Source organism: Vibrio galatheae (assembly GCF_000967545.1).
Taxonomy (GTDB): Bacteria; Pseudomonadota; Gammaproteobacteria; order Enterobacterales; family Vibrionaceae; genus Vibrio; species Vibrio galatheae.
Genome location: NZ_JXXV01000014.1, coordinates 163,193 through 179,597, shown reverse-complemented (window position 1 = coordinate 179,597; position 16,405 = coordinate 163,193). Strand labels below are relative to the sequence as shown.

Annotated in this window: 13 protein-coding genes; 4 read left to right on the top strand and 9 right to left on the bottom strand. The window is 45.3% G+C overall.

Annotated elements, in window-relative coordinates; genetic code table 11:
* Positions 1-68: 68 nt before the first annotated feature.
* Positions 69-1,103 carry an NADP(H)-dependent aldo-keto reductase gene (locus TW81_RS07890; protein WP_045955167.1) on the top strand — a complete coding sequence of 345 codons (1,035 nt, stop codon included), beginning with the start codon at positions 69-71 and terminating at the stop codon, positions 1,101-1,103.
* A 35-nt stretch (positions 1,104-1,138) separates the two neighbouring features.
* Here TW81_RS07890 and TW81_RS07885 read toward each other — a convergent pair whose 3' ends face one another.
* From TW81_RS07885 to brnQ, 5 genes are all read right to left on the bottom strand, one after another.
* Positions 1,139-1,390 (bottom strand): hypothetical protein, encoded by a 252-nt coding sequence (locus TW81_RS07885; RefSeq protein WP_045955166.1) that lies wholly within the window; start codon positions 1,388-1,390, stop codon positions 1,139-1,141.
* 501 nt (positions 1,391-1,891) lie between these two features.
* On the bottom strand, positions 1,892-3,226 hold the full coding sequence (gene vpsR, locus TW81_RS07880) for a cyclic-di-GMP-binding transcriptional regulator VpsR (RefSeq protein WP_045955165.1): 1,335 nt from the start codon (positions 3,224-3,226) through the stop codon (positions 1,892-1,894).
* Between the two features lie 292 nt (positions 3,227-3,518).
* Complete coding sequence (gene lysS, locus TW81_RS07875; RefSeq protein ID WP_045955164.1) at positions 3,519-5,036, bottom strand: lysine--tRNA ligase; 1,518 nt, start codon at positions 5,034-5,036, stop codon at positions 3,519-3,521.
* A 42-nt stretch (positions 5,037-5,078) separates the two neighbouring features.
* A protein-coding gene (gene prfB / locus TW81_RS07870) for a peptide chain release factor 2 (RefSeq protein ID WP_156980925.1) occupies positions 5,079-6,177 on the bottom strand; the annotation gives its coding sequence in 2 pieces (ribosomal slippage) (positions 5,079-6,101 and positions 6,103-6,177; 1,098 coding nt in all).
* A gap of 162 nt (positions 6,178-6,339) precedes the next feature.
* Entirely contained in the window at positions 6,340-7,653 is a 1,314-nt protein-coding gene (brnQ, locus tag TW81_RS07865) for a branched-chain amino acid transport system II carrier protein (protein WP_045955162.1), read from the bottom strand.
* Between the two features lie 313 nt (positions 7,654-7,966).
* On the opposite strand from brnQ, the gene TW81_RS07855 reads away from it, so the two are divergent.
* Both TW81_RS07855 and srmB read left to right on the top strand, forming a co-directional pair.
* On the top strand, positions 7,967-8,674 hold the full coding sequence (locus TW81_RS07855; RefSeq protein WP_045955160.1) for a tRNA1(Val) (adenine(37)-N6)-methyltransferase: 708 nt from the start codon (positions 7,967-7,969) through the stop codon (positions 8,672-8,674).
* Between the two features lie 89 nt (positions 8,675-8,763).
* Complete coding sequence (srmB, locus tag TW81_RS07850) at positions 8,764-9,999, top strand: ATP-dependent RNA helicase SrmB (RefSeq protein WP_045955159.1); 1,236 nt, start codon at positions 8,764-8,766, stop codon at positions 9,997-9,999.
* 192 nt (positions 10,000-10,191) lie between these two features.
* Here the strand turns inward: srmB and prfC are convergent, their stop codons facing one another.
* Positions 10,192-11,781 (bottom strand): peptide chain release factor 3, encoded by a 1,590-nt coding sequence (gene prfC, locus TW81_RS07845; RefSeq protein WP_045955158.1) that lies wholly within the window; start codon positions 11,779-11,781, stop codon positions 10,192-10,194.
* Between the two features lie 213 nt (positions 11,782-11,994).
* On the opposite strand from prfC, the gene TW81_RS07840 reads away from it, so the two are divergent.
* Entirely contained in the window at positions 11,995-14,046 is a 2,052-nt protein-coding gene (locus TW81_RS07840; protein WP_045955157.1) for a putative bifunctional diguanylate cyclase/phosphodiesterase, read from the top strand.
* Positions 14,047-14,050: 4 nt separating this feature from the next.
* Here TW81_RS07840 and rimI read toward each other — a convergent pair whose 3' ends face one another.
* The 3 genes from rimI to glmM form a co-directional block, all read right to left on the bottom strand.
* Positions 14,051-14,500, bottom strand: coding sequence for a ribosomal protein S18-alanine N-acetyltransferase (gene rimI / locus TW81_RS07835; protein ID WP_045955156.1), 450 nt, complete (start codon positions 14,498-14,500; stop codon positions 14,051-14,053).
* Between the two features lie 13 nt (positions 14,501-14,513).
* Positions 14,514-14,912 carry a DNA polymerase III subunit psi gene (locus TW81_RS07830; protein ID WP_045955155.1) on the bottom strand — a complete coding sequence of 133 codons (399 nt, stop codon included), beginning with the start codon at positions 14,910-14,912 and terminating at the stop codon, positions 14,514-14,516.
* A 137-nt stretch (positions 14,913-15,049) separates the two neighbouring features.
* On the bottom strand, positions 15,050-16,390 hold the full coding sequence (gene glmM / locus TW81_RS07825; protein ID WP_045955154.1) for a phosphoglucosamine mutase: 1,341 nt from the start codon (positions 16,388-16,390) through the stop codon (positions 15,050-15,052).
* Between the last annotated feature and the right edge of the window lie 15 nt (positions 16,391-16,405).

Below are 16,405 nucleotides of genomic sequence, written 5' to 3'. Positions count from 1 at the left end.
GCCCCTTTTCTACTCATGCTTAAATCCCCTATAGTGGGATCATTTCACTGTGACGACAAGGAAGATCGATGCAATACAACAAGTTACCTCATTCCACTTTGGAAGTAAGTAAGATCTGTCTTGGCACCATGACTTTTGGTGAACAAAACACCGAGCAACAGGCATTTAGTCAGCTTGATTACGCCCTCGAACGTGGGGTGAACTTTATTGATACCGCGGAAATGTATCCCGTGCCACCGAACGGTAAATCGCAAGGTTTAACGGAGCAATACATTGGCAACTGGCTAGCTAAATCGGGCAAACGTGAGAAAGTGGTCTTAGCGACCAAAGTAGCAGGGCCGAGAAACGTGCCCTATATTCGCGACAACATGAGCTTAGACAGAAAAAACATTCACCTCGCGATTGATGATAGCTTACAGCGTCTGCAAACCGATTATGTTGACTTGTACCAATTACATTGGCCGCAAAGGCAAACCAACTGTTTTGGTCAGCTAAATTACCCCTATCCTGATGACCAGGAAGAGGTAACGTTGATTGAAACACTCGAAGCTCTCGCAGAACTGATCAAAGCTGGTAAGGTGCGCTATATTGGCGTGTCCAACGAAACCCCTTGGGGCGTCATGACACTACTTCGCCTAGCAGAAAAACACGAGCTACCGCGGATCGTTTCAATCCAAAATCCATATAACTTGCTCAACCGCAGTTTTGAAGTCGGACTGTCTGAAATTAGTCACTATGAAGGTGTCCAGTTGCTGGCGTACTCTCCACTCGCTTTCGGCTGTTTGAGCGGTAAGTATTTACAAGGAGCTCGCCCTGAAGGCGCTCGCTGCTCTCTATTTGAACGCTTTGTACGTTACTTTACACCACAGGGTGAACAAGCGACCCAAGCTTATGTTGATCTCGCGAAACAACATGGACTGGATCCAGCACAAATGGCATTGGCATTCGTCAACCAAAGGCCGTTTGTCGCCTCCAACATTATTGGCGCGACAAACCTAGAACAGCTTAAGTCAAATATTGATAGTTTAGATGTCATGTTAACTGATGAGTTGCTTCAAGGTATTCAAGAGATTGGCACGACCTACTCCAATCCTTGTCCATAATATATCGGGGCAGGAGAAGCACCTGCCCCTTTAAATTACGTGGGTATTCGCGCACTTAACACACGACGAAGGTGACGAATACGACGCTCAGCTTTGACACTGTCTGGTTCGCTAAAGCCAATAGGACGACCATCTTGCTCTAGACCAATATCGCGTAGCAGATGTGCATTGTCCCAAGGAATATCGAAAGCACTACGGCGAAGTTTACGTTTCCATTGACGTTCTTCTTGACGTAAGTCCGCTTTAACCAAAAGAGTGGCAAGTTTTAGATAAACAGAATGACTCATGAGTTTTCTCCAGTTGAGTTTAGTGCTGGGAAAAGATCAACGAATCTAAGGATTTAGAGTGTTTTAATTCGCTGCTTTTCCGCAGCCAATTAAAAAAAGGATACGGATTAATTACATTGATGTGTCTAGTTTTCGATCGGCGATAAACGTACGGCGTTTAATTGCGCCCATAGCGTTAATGGAACGATCGGCAGACGCACAGATAAATGATTGAACAGTAAAATGTTTCATTGTGCGCCTCCTAGCTAATGTAAAAAATCCAAAAAATAGTTTGATGGGTATGAGCCTGAGCTCATGGTTAAATTCTATGCATCGAAGGTGATATTTCAACCACTTTATCGGCTAAACATCGAAAACAATTTATTAACCTATATGTAACCCACTCTTTCGTTTAAATATAAGATATTCGACTAGGGAATATATTAAGCACCACACATCCTGTTAGCCGATAAATAAAAACCGCGCGATTTACCGCGCGGTTTTTATTTACAAATCAATTAACTAAACCGGAATGTCCGAAATGAGATTGTGTTTGTTTAATAAACGATACATAGTTGCACGTGAAACACCCAATTCTTTGGCAGCCATCGAGACTTGGCCTGAGTGAGATTCCAGCACCAATAACAATGCATCTCTCTCACTTCGTTCACGAATACTCTTCAAACTACGTCGACTATCGCTACGTTTTGGCAGGTCAAGGTGAACTTCATCAAGCATTACCGTATCAGACATCAATACGATGCGTTTAATTTGATTCATCAGTTCACGTACATTACCCGGCCAATGGTAGCGCGTTAACGAGCGAGCCGCTTCTTCGGTAAAACTGCGCGCTTGAGCGTTGTACTCTTTCGAATACTCCTGCAAAAAGTGGCGAGCCAGAATGTTGATATCTCCAGCGCGTTCTTTCAGGCTTGGGACGTTAATACGTAGCACATTAATGTAGTGATAAAGTTCCTCATTGAAATCGCCATCAATGAGCGCCTTTTCAATATCCGCAGAATTTGCAGCTAACACACGAACATCGACTTCTTTGCGTCCGGATGGTGTATCGACCATTCCCTCTTGTAGAAAGCGCAAAAGGTTGAACTGCTGAGATTTCGGTAAAGTGAGGATATCGTTGAGTAAGATAGTCCCGCCATGAGCTTTTTCTAAAATGGAAGGTTCACTAAGATCGTCGCGATTGATACCAAACAGATCACTTTCAATGCGACGCTCTGACATGGCGCGGCAATTGACCGATATGAATTCTTTGTTTGCGCGAGCAGAAGTTCGGTGTACCGCACGAGCCACCGTCTCTTTGCCCGTCCCGTTTTCACCGTAAATTAAGATGCTAACATCCGTTGGACCAATACGTTTGATTTGATCACGTAAGCGTTTGACTGGAATCGAGTCGCCAATCAATCCCATATCACTTTGGTTACCATAATGTGGCCACACCTTTTTTTCGAGTTTTAGCATTCCCAATTGGTGGCCTATGGTACTTAACAGTTGAGCGTCTGGAATTGGCGCGGTGAAGAAGTCGATACAAAAGTTAACGATAAACTGGCAAATAGTATCTGAGCTTAGTTGAGACTCACGAATAAACGCGAGCCAGCGTACTTGCTTATGCTTACTTACCAAGTTAGCAATACCATTGAGACTGAATTCGTCATGGCTAAGGTCAACGATACCGATACATGGGCCAGTTTCGGTAAACAATGCATCCGCCTTACGCAAATCTCCACACTGAGTACATCTCCAACCCACTTGTTCTAATACTGACAGCCACGGCTCATAGGTTCCTCCCACTACAACCAATGAACCTGGAACGGAATCCATTCGGAATTGATTACCCATGAAGCTGGTCCTTTTTTTGACAATGTAAATACTGAGTGCTCGAACACACACTAAGAAATATGTGTGGTTACATTATAGAGACTTACTCCAATAATCTGTCTCACAGTTAAGACTAGAGGTCATATTGCCCTTTTTCCACACTCATTGAGAGACTTGTCGGAAAATAGCCATCTGCCCATTTCCTTTCACAGTGTATGAACTCCGCACTTTCCTTGTCAGACATTCGGCTTGCCGCGCTGCATACAAAAAAGTCACCCGAAGGTGACTTTCTGTCGTGCAAGGTTTCGACCAACTAGGCTTGTGGGCGCATCGCCGGGAACAAAATCACATCGCGGATTGTGTGCGTGTTGGTAAATAGCATCGCTAGACGGTCAATACCAATACCTTGGCCCGCTGTTGGCGGTAGGCCGTGCTCTAGTGCCGTGATGTAATCTGCATCGTAATACATTGCTTCATCATCACCTGCGTCTTTTGCATCAACCTGCGCTTTAAAACGCGCATCTTGATCTTCTGCATCGTTAAGCTCAGAGAAACCATTCGCCACTTCACGACCCCCGATGAAGAATTCAAAGCGGTCAGTAAAGAACGGATTGTCGTCGCTACGACGTGCCAATGGTGAAATATCTGCTGGGTAGCCCGTGATAAACGTTGGTTGAATCAATTGAGGTTCAGCCGTTTCACCAAAGATCTCTTCCAGTAGCTGACCACATGTCCAGAATGTTTCAACTTCTACATGCACTGATTTCGCAATCGCAACCATCTTGTCACGATCGGTAAGATCAGCTTCAGTCAGGGCTTGAATCTCTGCGTGATCTGGATTGTAGTGCTTGATCGCTTCAAACATGCTCATGCGCGCGTACTTGCCACCAAACTCAACCGTTTCTTCGCCATAAGGCATTGAAGTTGAACCAAGAACATCCATAGCTACAGTGCTTAGCATCTCTTCCGTCAGATCCATCAGATCTTTGTAGTCTGCATAAGCTTGGTAGAATTCCATCATGGTGAATTCTGGGTTGTGACGTGGCGAAAGACCTTCGTTACGGAAGTTACGGTTGATTTCGAATACGCGGTCAAAACCACCCACGACTAGGCGCTTTAGGTAAAGCTCAGGTGCAACACGTAGGTACATGTCGATGTCGAGTGCGTTGTGGTGAGTGATGAATGGACGCGCCGTCGCACCACCAGGGATCACGTGCATCATTGGCGTTTCAACTTCTAGGTAGCCTTTTGAGCTCATGAAGTTACGAATCGCTGATACTAGCTTAGAACGAATGATGAAGGCTTCACGAGAATCTTGGTTAACGATAAGGTCAACGTAACGCTGACGGTAACGCATCTCTTGGTCCGTTAAGCCGTGGAACTTCTCTGGCAGAGGGCGAAGTGCCTTGGTTAGCAACTCATACTCTTCCATGTTTACGTAAAGATCGCCCTTACCTGACTTGTGTAGAGCGCCTTTCACACCAACGATGTCACCGATATCAAGACCTTGATACTTCTCTTTCAGCTCTTTCTGAACGTCTTTGGCAGCGTAAGCTTGAATACGACCTGAAGTCTCTTGAATAACTAGGAAAGGACCACGTTTCGCCATGATTCGACCTGCGATCGCAACAACGTGGTTAAGCGCTTCTAGCTCTTCCTTAGTCTTCTCACCGAACTCTTTTTGAAGGTCGCCCGCTAGTGCGTCACGACGGAAGTCGTTTGGGTGGCCATTAGCTTTGCAGCTTTTACGGATCTCGTCCAATTTAGCGCGGCGCTCAGCAATCAGCTTATTTTCTTCTTGTTGAATATCGTTTTGAACAGCATCAGTCATTTTCGATGTATCCTGTTTCTATTTTGAGTGTCGGTGAAAAGCTTAAAGACCTGATTTCAGGCTAGCTTCGATAAATTTGTCTAGGTCGCCATCAAGTACCGCTTGAGTGTTGCGGTTTTCAACGCCTGTTCGTAAATCTTTGATGCGAGAATCATCCAGAACGTAAGAACGGATCTGGCTGCCCCAACCGATGTCAGATTTGGCATCTTCGTTGGCTTGCTTCTCTGCGTTCTGCTTTTGAATCTCTAATTCAAACAGTTTGGCGCGAAGTTGCTTCATCGCTTGATCTTTGTTCTTGTGCTGAGAACGATCATTCTGACATTGAACCACAGTGTTGGTCGGGACGTGAGTAATACGTACCGCAGATTCCGTGGTGTTGACGTGCTGACCACCCGCACCTGAAGCGCGGTATACGTCAATACGCAGATCAGAAGGGTTAATGTCGATATCAATGTTGTCATCAATCTCTGGGTAGATAAACGCAGAAGCAAACGATGTATGACGACGGCCACTTGAATCAAATGGCGACTTGCGGACTAAGCGGTGAACACCTGTCTCAGTGCGCAACCAGCCGTAAGCGTATTCGCCAGAAATTTTAACCGTAGCGCCTTTTAGGCCAGCCACTTCACCTTCAGAAACTTCAATAACCTCAGTCTTAAAGCCTTTAGCTTCAGCCCAACGCAAATACATGCGCAACATCATTGATGTCCAGTCTTGCGCCTCTGTACCACCAGAACCTGACTGCAAATCAATGTAGCAGTCGGAGGCATCGTGGTCACCAGAGAACATGCGGCGGAATTCAAGCTTCTCTAGTTTAGCTTCCAGTTCAGCCAGCTCAGGTTCAATTTCATCAAAGGTTTCTTGATCTTGTTCTTCAACGGCAAGCTCTAGAAGACCATCAACATCTTCTACGCCTTGATCCAGAAGATCAATCGTTTCTACAACCGCTTCCAATGCAGAACGCTCTTTACCTAGCGCTTGCGCACGCTCAGGTTCGTTCCATACATCGGGTTGTTCAAGTTCTGCGTTGACTTCTTCTAGACGCTCTTGTTTTGCGTCATAGTCAAAGGTACCCCCTCAGGACATTTGTGCGCTCAGACACATCCTTTAGGCGGTTTTTAATAGGATTGATTTCAAACATGTTTGCTCAACATTTATGAGTAGAATTTAACCGCAGAATTGTACTGAAAAGTGTGATGAAGATACAGGAATTTTTTGCACGAAGAGAAAAATCCTCACCAACAAAAAATCCCCGGTCACGCCTTACGTGACCGGGGATTTTAAACTGAAAAAACTGGATTAATTACGCTGCTTCTTGGTTAAGAGCTTGAGGTTCTGCTCTGCCAATAAAGAACATAGAAACCATAGCAACGGCTGTTGGTAGCAACCAGCCCATACCAATATCAAACAGTGGTAGCATTGATAGCGCAGACACATCAACACCCGCGACTTTTGCGGCATCGATTAGAGCAAATAGCAGTGACACCAAAATAACCACTCGATAAGCCGCTGGCGGATTTGGCAGCTTGTTGCGTAGGAAAGTCAGCACAACCAAGGCAATCGCGACTGGATACAGCGCAAATAGCACCGGAACAGAAAGAGCAATAAGCTGAGATAAACCAACATTAGCCACCGTCGCGCACGCTACGCCGTTGATCACTACCCACGTTTTATATGAAAGTGGAGTGAGTGAGCTAAAGTAGTCAGAACAGGCAGAGATAAGACCAATCGCGGTAGTCAAACAGGCCAGCAGGACAATGATCGACAACACGATTTGACCGTAAGGGCCAAACAACGACTGTACGTACAGGCTAAGAACCACACCACCATTATCGGCACCTGACGCGACTGCCGCGCTCGTTGCGCCTAAATAAAATAGAGACACATAAACAAACGCCAAGCCTGCTGCTGCTATACACGCAGCACTGATTAGGTACTTAGCCGTTGGCTTTTGTTCAGTAATGCCTTTTTGGCGCAGTGCATCAACGATTAACACCCCAAACATTAGTGAGCCAAAGGTATCCATGGTGTTATACCCTTCAAGGAACCCTTTTTGCAATGGGTGCGTTAAATACTCCCCTTGCGCTGCGATCATCTCACCTTGTGGGTCAAGGAATACGGCTCCAGCCAAGACCATCAGACCAACAAACAAGACCGGAGTAAGAAACTTACCAATCACATCAATTAACTTACCTTGCGACCAAGCAAAAAACATCGCCACAATAAAAAACATGATTGAGAAAATAGTAAGGTGCGATTGAACAGCATCGACAAAAAATGGTTTAACTGCCATCTCATAAGCCACTAGACCAGTACGTGGTGCCGCAAAGGCAGGGCCGATAATAATGAAGATCAGTATCGCCATCAGAGTCGCGGCGCGCTTAGGCATATCCTTGGTCAAGTGCTGCCAAGAACCACCAGCCACGGCAATTGCAATAATAGTTACAAGAGGGAGACCCACCGCAGTCACAAGGAATCCCGTCATAGCAGGAAGCAAATTTTCTCCGGCTAGTTGGCCCGCGAGAGGAGGGAAAATGATATTGCCTGCCCCCAAAAAGAAAGCGAAAAGCATAAAGCCTACCGCAATAATATCTGTTAGTTTTAAAGTCTGATTCACTGTCGACCCTTGATTTGTACTAAATTGATGTTGTGTTACATGAGTGTTGAGACATAGCGCACACTCTTAAAATTAGGTGCGCATGATGACGAAATCCCAATCAGCTCGCAAGCTTGAGGCTAAAAACACCATAATAATTCGCAATCAAGGCAAAAAACCAGAACATATAACTACAACAAATAACAAAACCAAATTAATTAACTGCATAATTTCAACCAAACTAGCAACACAAATAGAACAAAACACCAAACAAACAGTTAACAGCAGCCTAATTAACTTGATAGCCAACTAGATACCGATAAACATAAGCAGAATGAAAAAGACAAAAGACTTCCATTTTAAACAATTTAGTATTGATGGTGGCTATACGGGAATGCCTGTCAGTACGGATGGTGTTTTACTTGGTGCATGGATAGATCTTGAGAACGCCCAATCGTTACTCGACATAGGGACTGGAACTGGATTACTAAGTTTAATGTGTGCTCAACGAAGCCCACGACTCTCGATTCAAGCGATCGATATTGATCAACACGCTACTATGGCTGCGAAAAATAATTTTAGCCGCTCACAGTGGCGAGCAAAATTAACACTGCACCACGGTGACATATTGAACTATGATTTTACCGACCAATTTGAGTGCATTATTTGTAACCCGCCCTATTTTAATAGTGGAGAGCAGGCAGACAATGCCTCACGCGCATTAGCAAGACACACACATAGCTTAGGCCATCAAGCACTTCTTCGTCGTTGCCAGCAACTACTTAGTTATGACGGGAAAGCAAGCTTTGTGCTACCCAAAGTCGAAGGGGAGCAATTTATCCAAGCAGCGGAGCATCAAGGGTGGAGTCTCAGCCGACTTTGCCATGTCAAATCGACACCGAACAAAGAGGTATCTAGGCTATTGATAGAACTCACCAAGTTGTCACAGCCAATCAAATTAGAAACCCTTACGATTCATGCTAATGGTGGCTACAGTAACGATTTTACCGCCCTAACCAAGGTTTTTTATCTCAAGATGTAGAAAATAAGGTGTGATCCTAATCACCGAACGCTCTATACTACGTCCCCTTAAATTTATCGTCACACCAACTGGCTTGTGGAGACATCATAGTGATCAGAAATTTTGCTGAATTAGAGTTAGACCCTAACCTACTCCTCGCAATCGAAGAAATGGGTTATGACCGCCCGACACAAATTCAAGCTGAAGCCATCCCACAAGCTTTAGATGGGCGTGATATCTTAGCGTCCGCGCCAACAGGAACCGGGAAAACCGCTGCATTTGTCTTACCGGCACTGCAGTACTTACAAGATTTTCCGCGCCGTAAACCAGGACCAGCGCGCGTACTCATTTTGACCCCAACGCGTGAGCTCGCGATGCAGGTAGCGGATCAAGCTCGTGCGCTAGCAAAATACACTAAGTTGAACATCTTCACCATTACAGGTGGCGTTCAATATCAAGAACATGCCGATATTTTGGCCACAACTCAAGATATCGTGGTTGCCACACCAGGCCGATTGATGGAATACATTGAGTCAGAGCGTTTTGATTGCCGTGCGATCGAATGGCTTATTCTCGATGAAGCAGACCGAATGCTTGATATGGGTTTTGGTCCAACCGTCGATCGCCTCTCTTCTGAGTGTCGCTGGCGTAAACAGACCTTGCTCTTCTCTGCCACGTTAGAAGGTAAAGGGGTTGAGGGCTTCACCGCTGATCTACTTAAAGAGCCGGCAGAAATAGATGCAGAGCCTTCACGTCGTGAACGCAAGAAAATAGCTCAGTGGTATCACCGCGCTGACGATATGACACATAAGCTAGAACTGCTGAAAAAGATCATCAACGAACAAGCTGAACGCTCGATCATCTTCTTAAAGACCCGTGAACGTCTTTCTGAACTGCGCGTCGAACTGGAAAAAGCGCAAATTCCTTGTGCATGGATTCAAGGAGAGATGCCACAAGATCGTCGCAATAACGCCATTGCCCGCTTCCGTGATGGAACAGTTAACGTGCTGCTCGCTACCGACGTAGCGGCGCGCGGTATCGATCTGCCAGACGTCAGTCACGTGATCAACTACGATATGCCACGCAGCGCAGACGTTTATTTGCACCGTATTGGCCGTACCGCTCGTGCAGGTAAAAAAGGCAATGCAATCTCTCTTGTCGAAGCACACGACCAACCTATGATGGACCGCGTCGCTCGTTACGTAAAAGAAGAGATCAAAGAACGCTTTATCAAAGAGCTTCGCCCGAAACACAAAAAACCAGTGTTTAAGAAGAAAAACAAAAAGAAAGACGACAAAAAGTCTCCGGCCAAAAGCAAAAAGAAAGTCGCGAAGAAAAAGAAGTAAGCGAGCGGATACGAATGACCTAGATAGTTATTGCTTGCCAAGTCGCTTGAGCAGAAGTCGATAGGTCGCTGCGCATACTTGGCGCAATAGCTACACAGACCATTCAAAAACTACAAAAAATAAAGGGTTGAGACCTTATTGGTATCAACCCTTTTCATTTCGAACGCGAGTGCTCCCCCGAAGTTCGACAGATTAGTGCTCGCGAGTTGCGCGGAACTCCACTTCTGGAAAACGCTCTTTAGCCAGATTTAAGTTAACCATAGTTGGCGCGATGTAAGTGAGATTATCACCACCATCAAGTGCTAGGTTAGCCTGATTCTTACGCTGGAACTCGTCCAGTTTCTTACCATCCCCACATTCAACCCAACGTGCGGTTGCAACGTTAACCCCTTCGTAAATTGCTTCAACGTTGTACTCTGCTTTAAGGCGCGCCACAACGACATCAAACTGAAGCACACCTACCGCACCAACGATAAGATCATTATTTTGCAAAGGACGGAATACCTGAACCGCTCCCTCTTCAGAAAGCTGAACCAAGCCTTTTAGTAGCTGCTTTTGCTTCAAAGGATCTTTTAGGCGAATACGACGGAACAATTCTGGCGCAAAGTTAGGAATACCAGAGAACTTCAGCACTTCACCTTGGGTGAAGGTATCACCAATCTGAATCGTACCGTGGTTATGTAAACCAATAATGTCCCCTGCGTAAGCGTTCTCTGCGCGAGAACGATCACCAGCCATAAAGGTTACCGCATCAGAAATATTGATTTGTTTGCCGATACGCACATGGTTCATCTTCATACCTTGCTTGTAGGTACCGGAGACAATCCGCATAAAAGCAATACGGTCACGGTGTTTCGGATCCATATTCGCTTGAATCTTGAATACAAAGCCTGAGAAGTTTTCTTCTGTCGCCTCGACTGAACGCTCATTAGCCTCACGAGTTTGTGGTGCTGGCGCCCACTTGGTTAAACCATCTAGCATATGGTCGACACCGAAATTACCTAATGCCGTACCAAAATAAACTGGTGTTAACTCGCCTTTTAAAAACAGTTCTAAATCAAACTCAGGGCAAGCCCCCATAACCAATTCAAGCTCTTCACGAACACTTTCTGCTAAATCAGCACCAACCGCTTGATCAAGATCTGGGTTATCTAGACCTTTGATTGTACGCACTTCCTGAATCTCATGACCATGACCAGATTCGTACAGAATGGTTTCATCACGGTGGATGTGATAAACGCCCTTAAACTCTTTACCACAACCAATAGGCCAAGAAATCGGCGCACACATCATACCGAGTTCGCTTTCAACTTCATCAAGCACTTCCATTGGATCACGTACATCACGATCCAATTTATTCATGAAAGTCACAATAGGCGTATCACGTAAACGTGTTACTTCCATCAGTTTTCGCGTTCGGTCCTCGACACCTTTAGCAGCGTCGATTACCATCAGACACGAGTCAACGGCAGTTAGGGTACGATACGTATCTTCAGAGAAGTCTTCGTGTCCTGGGGTATCAAGTAGGTTGACCAAACATTCATTGTATGGAAACTGCATTACAGAAGTAGTGACAGAGATACCACGTTCTTTCTCCATCTCCATCCAATCAGACTTCGCGTGCTGTGCCGAACCACGGCCTTTTACGGTACCTGCAGTTTGAATGGCGCGTCCGAACAAGAGTACTTTTTCGGTAATAGTGGTTTTACCCGCATCCGGGTGCGAGATAATGGCGAATGTCCTGCGTTTTGACACTTCACCAAGAAATGGAGTATTTGACATGAAAGGTTCTTCTTCTGTCTAAGCGCTAGAGAAGACAAGATGTACCCTAGCGTAAATGGTCGATTCAATTTTGCGCGGTATTTTCGCTTATATTGAACGGTGGAGCAACTTCCTCTACTAAATTGGCTGAAATTCAGCGGCAATTTCTCTGCCTATTAAAATATCAATGAAATTGAACTATAACTAAAGGAGTAGAGGGAACCGAACTGAACTATGCCTAAAAGCAAGAAAATTAACTCATTAGCGTTTCGCCAAGCGAAAACGGTATTCCTAGTATCTGTAATATTAGGGATTTGCTTTAGCTTGTATCATATTTTGGTGGATCTTCATCAGGAGCAAAAGCGCATTGAAGAACATTATCAGTTCAAACTTTTACAAAATTACTCCAATGCCAGTCAAGCAGCATACCACCTCAATCAGCTATTAGCAGAGCAAGTAGCATCGAGTCTAATGATGGATAATGCAGTCTACAAAGTTGAGATTGTTGACGACTTTGGTGACACGCTAACAGAGAAAGAGCGCAGCATTTCTCAACAGGGTAACTTTACGGAAGCCCTGTCTGAATACCTGACCCCCTCAACGCCGGTATTCACCACTGACTTACACCAACCAAACTCACACGTTGTGGTCGGAACGTTAAGCTTTTCGGTCAATGGAGCCAATATCGCTAAAGCCTTTATCAATAAAACCAGTCGTATTCTGCTTTTCGATCTGTTTCGTAACATTCTCCTGACCTCGATCTTGTTGATGTTCTTTTATCAGAAGCTGTCAAAGCCTCTCAGTACTTTGATCGACTGGGTGCGTTCGCTGCAAAATGCTAACAGTGAACTACCGCCACCAGCCCAATACCGCGACGACGAGATCGGCCAACTCGCTAAAACATTTCATACTCTGTGGCAAGAGAGAGAATCCGCAACAGCGCAGCTCAATCAACTCGCTTACTATGACTCTCTAACTGGATTAGCAAACCGAAGCTTATTACTGCAGATGTTGCAAGAAGCGATTAGTGAATCCAATCAAAACAGTCAAGCCGGTGTCTTATTTTACTTAGATTTAGATAGATTTAAGACTATCAACGACTCTCTGGGTCACACCATCGGTGACAACTTGATCAAGGCCATTTCAAAACGTATTGAAGCTTGGTTGCGAGAAGGCTATACCGCTGCGCGCATCGGCGGCGACGAATTTGCCCTTCTACTTCCAAACGTTGGTGCTGACAAAGCCCACGAATTAGCGCAACAGCTTCTCGCACTGATATCTAATCCGTATTCGATTGATGACCACCAACTCTATTGTACCGTCAGCGTAGGTATCGCCGTTTTCCCTTCCGTAGGCAGTACCAACATCGATGTGCTGCGCCAAGCGGACACAGCGTTATACCGCGCCAAAGTAGCAGGTAGAAACAAGTACATGTTCTACGAACCAGAAATGCAAGCTCAGGTGGAGTCGTTCCTGGAAATAGAAAAAGGATTGCATGAAGCGTTGAATCACGGTCAGCTTGAGCTTTACTATCAACCGCAAGTAGATGGCAGTCACAATATCATCGGTGTGGAAGCACTGATCCGCTGGAACCATCCAGAAAAAGGCGTGCTTCCACCGGGCGTATTTATGCCCATCGCTGAAGAGACTGGGCAGATTTTACAGATAGGGAACTGGATTATTGAACAAGCATGCTATCAGTTTTCTAGCTGGAAAAAGCAAGGCGTATTACCTAAAACATTCCGCCGCTTAGCGATAAACATCAGCCCATTACAATTTTCCCAAGCCTCATTTGTAGAGCATATCGTCGATTCGTTGGCCCAAGCTGGTATCGACGGTGAATTTATTGAGCTGGAGATTACCGAAAACTTATTGCTTGAAAATGTTGAAGCGGCAATTCAAAAAATGGCCGAACTGAAGGAGCATAACTTAAAAACATCGATCGATGATTTTGGCACTGGCTACTCTTCACTGCGCTATTTAAAACACCTATCTGTTGATGTATTAAAAATTGACCGCTCTTTCGTAACTCAACTTCATTTAGATGAAAGTGACCAAGCCATCGTTGATACCATTATCATGACGGCTCAACGACTTAATTTAGAAGTGATTGCTGAAGGGGTTGAGGATGTTCATGAGCTCAATGCACTTAAACAACTAGGCTGTGATCAGTTCCAGGGCTACCTTTTTGATAAACCGCTGCGAACGTCGGAACTCAATGAACGTTTTGCTCAGAACTTTTATTCGATTGAAGAACCAAGCGCTGTGAAAGCCGCTCAAAAATAAGTTATTAGAAAAAAATGTAGCTCATGATAATCGCATCTTCTTTGCCTGATGCAGTTGGATAATAGTTGATGCGACGATCAACTTCATTAAAACCAATCGATTCATAAAGACCAAAGGCAGAGACGTTACTTTCTCTTACTTCAAGCCAAGCACTCTCCGCTTTGTCGTGCTCACACATCACCAAAAACGCATCCATTAACTCCTTGCCGAAGCCTTTACTTTGATGATTTGGCTTGACGGCAATATTGAGTAAAGTCACTTCACCAACAATGTTCTGCGCATAGAAGTATCCGATGACTTCATCTTCTATGAGTAGAACTCGGTGGCATGCTCCACGACTATTGAGTTCGCGAATCATAGTTTCTGACCATGGGTGTGAATGTGCATTACGCTCAATCATCCATACTTGATCGAGATGTTGCGCTGACATGGGTAAAATCGAAGTTTGAGTCATAACGGTGGGTATCTTATTGGTAAGCACAAATTTGCTGCCACAACGCGCGGCGCTGCTGATTGTTACCATCTACGTGAGTGAGCAGTGGTGAGTTCAGCGCCTTGACCTTGTCTATTTCTGCAGGTTCACAGCCTGCAAACCAAACCCATTCAAGTTGGTGGTTCCCTAGCTGACTAAGTTGCTGTGGATAGATATGTAATGCTTGCTTGAGGGATAAATTAATACTTTTCAGCACCCTTTCAAACATCTCAGCGTTACCGCCTTGAGGAATTAGAGGCGAGACTAACAGCAATTGACAAGTTTCAGGTAATTCAAGACGCGGTGTCGCATAGCCTTGTAACCGTTCAGGATGAGCAAGCTCATAGCACTGAATACCCATCTCTTGTAAATATTGTTGTTCTTGATGTGACATATCATATCGCTACCGTTTCAATCGCGCTAATCGTATCATAAATCAACACGACAGAATCATTCATTTCAAATCACGCTCTGAGCGAAAAAGCAAAAAGCGCCACCGTTCGGCAGCGCTTCTATTGTTACCCGTCGAGTTTAGAAACTCGACTTAACTGCCTCGGCAATCTTGAGCGCTGATGACTGGACTAGGTCTGCATCTTCGCCTTCAACCATGACACGAATTAAAGGCTCTGTACCTGACTTACGTAGCAGCACTCGTCCCTTATCGCCGAGTTCAGCTTCCACCGCTTCTACAGAGGCTTTAACTGCCTCAGCCTCCAGTGGGTTAGAATCACCAGAAAAACGGACATTCTCCAAAACCTGAGGGTATAGCGTCATACCTTGTGACAATTCGTTGAGTGACATATCGCTGCCGATGACAGATGCCAATACCTGAAGCGCTGCAACGATGGCATCACCTGTCGTCACTTTATCAAGTAAAATAACGTGGCCGGAGTTCTCTGCGCCGATTTTCCAACCTTTGGCCTGAAGTTGCTCCATTACGTAACGATCACCTACCGCTGCACGCACAAATGGAATGCCCAACTGCTTTAAGCCATTTTCCATACCAAGGTTGGTCATTAGTGTTCCAACAACACCACCTTTTAGCTCTCCACGGCGCAATGCGTCGCGTGCGATAATATACGCGATTTGGTCACCATCCACTTTGTTGCCCAAATGGTCAACCATGATAATTCTGTCACCGTCGCCATCAAAGGCTAGCCCCAGATCCGCTTTTTCTTCAACAACTCGCTTTTGTAAAGCGCGGACATCGGTCGCACCGACCTCTGCATTGATATTAGTGCCGTTTGGTTCAACGCCCATAGCAATCACTTCAGCACCTAGCTCTGTGAATACATTTGGGGCAATGTGGTAAGTCGCACCATGCGCACAATCTACAACTATTTTAAGTTTTGCGAGACTTAACTCTGACGGGAAAGTACTTTTACAAAACTCGATATAACGACCAGCCGCATCAGTAAGACGGCTTGCTTTACCTAGCATCGCCGATTCTACACATTCAATCTCTTTATCAAGCTCAGCTTCTATCGCCAGCTCAATATCATCCGGCAATTTCGTGCCTTCAGAAGAGAAGAACTTGATCCCGTTATCATAATACGGGTTATGCGATGCCGAAATCACAATGCCCGCTTCCGCGCGGAAAGTTTGTGTTAAATAGGCAACAGCAGGGGTTGGCATTGGTCCTGTGAAAGTCGCTTTCAAACCTGCCGCTGCAAGGCCCGCTTCTAATGCCGATTCAAGCATGTAGCCAGAAATACGTGTGTCTTTACCGATAATTACTTTCTTTGTACCTTGCTTAGCGAGTACACGTCCCGCCGCCCAACCAAGTTTAAGCACAAAGTCTGGAGTAATCGGGTATTGGCCTACTTTGCCACGCACCCCGTCAGTACCAAAATAACGTCTTTTATCAGACATGGTTGTTCCTTTTTA

What these genes read in the sequence shown, in the direction of transcription:
- TW81_RS07890 (WP_045955167.1), top strand. Translation starts at nt 69, where the DNA reads ATGCAATACAACAAGTTACCTCATTCCACTTTGGAAGTAAGTAAGATC.
- TW81_RS07885 (WP_045955166.1), bottom strand. Translation starts at nt 1,390, where the DNA reads ATGAGTCATTCTGTTTATCTAAAACTTGCCACTCTTTTGGTTAAAGCG.
- vpsR (WP_045955165.1), bottom strand. Translation starts at nt 3,226, where the DNA reads ATGGGTAATCAATTCCGAATGGATTCCGTTCCAGGTTCATTGGTTGTA.
- lysS (WP_045955164.1), bottom strand. Translation starts at nt 5,036, where the DNA reads ATGACTGATGCTGTTCAAAACGATATTCAACAAGAAGAAAATAAGCTG.
- TW81_RS07855 (WP_045955160.1), top strand. Translation starts at nt 7,967, where the DNA reads ATGAAAAAGACAAAAGACTTCCATTTTAAACAATTTAGTATTGATGGT.
- prfC (WP_045955158.1), bottom strand. Translation starts at nt 11,781, where the DNA reads ATGTCAAATACTCCATTTCTTGGTGAAGTGTCAAAACGCAGGACATTC.
- TW81_RS07840 (WP_045955157.1), top strand. Translation starts at nt 11,995, where the DNA reads ATGCCTAAAAGCAAGAAAATTAACTCATTAGCGTTTCGCCAAGCGAAA.
- rimI (WP_045955156.1), bottom strand. Translation starts at nt 14,500, where the DNA reads ATGACTCAAACTTCGATTTTACCCATGTCAGCGCAACATCTCGATCAA.
- TW81_RS07830 (WP_045955155.1), bottom strand. Translation starts at nt 14,912, where the DNA reads ATGTCACATCAAGAACAACAATATTTACAAGAGATGGGTATTCAGTGC.
- glmM (WP_045955154.1), bottom strand. Translation starts at nt 16,390, where the DNA reads ATGTCTGATAAAAGACGTTATTTTGGTACTGACGGGGTGCGTGGCAAA.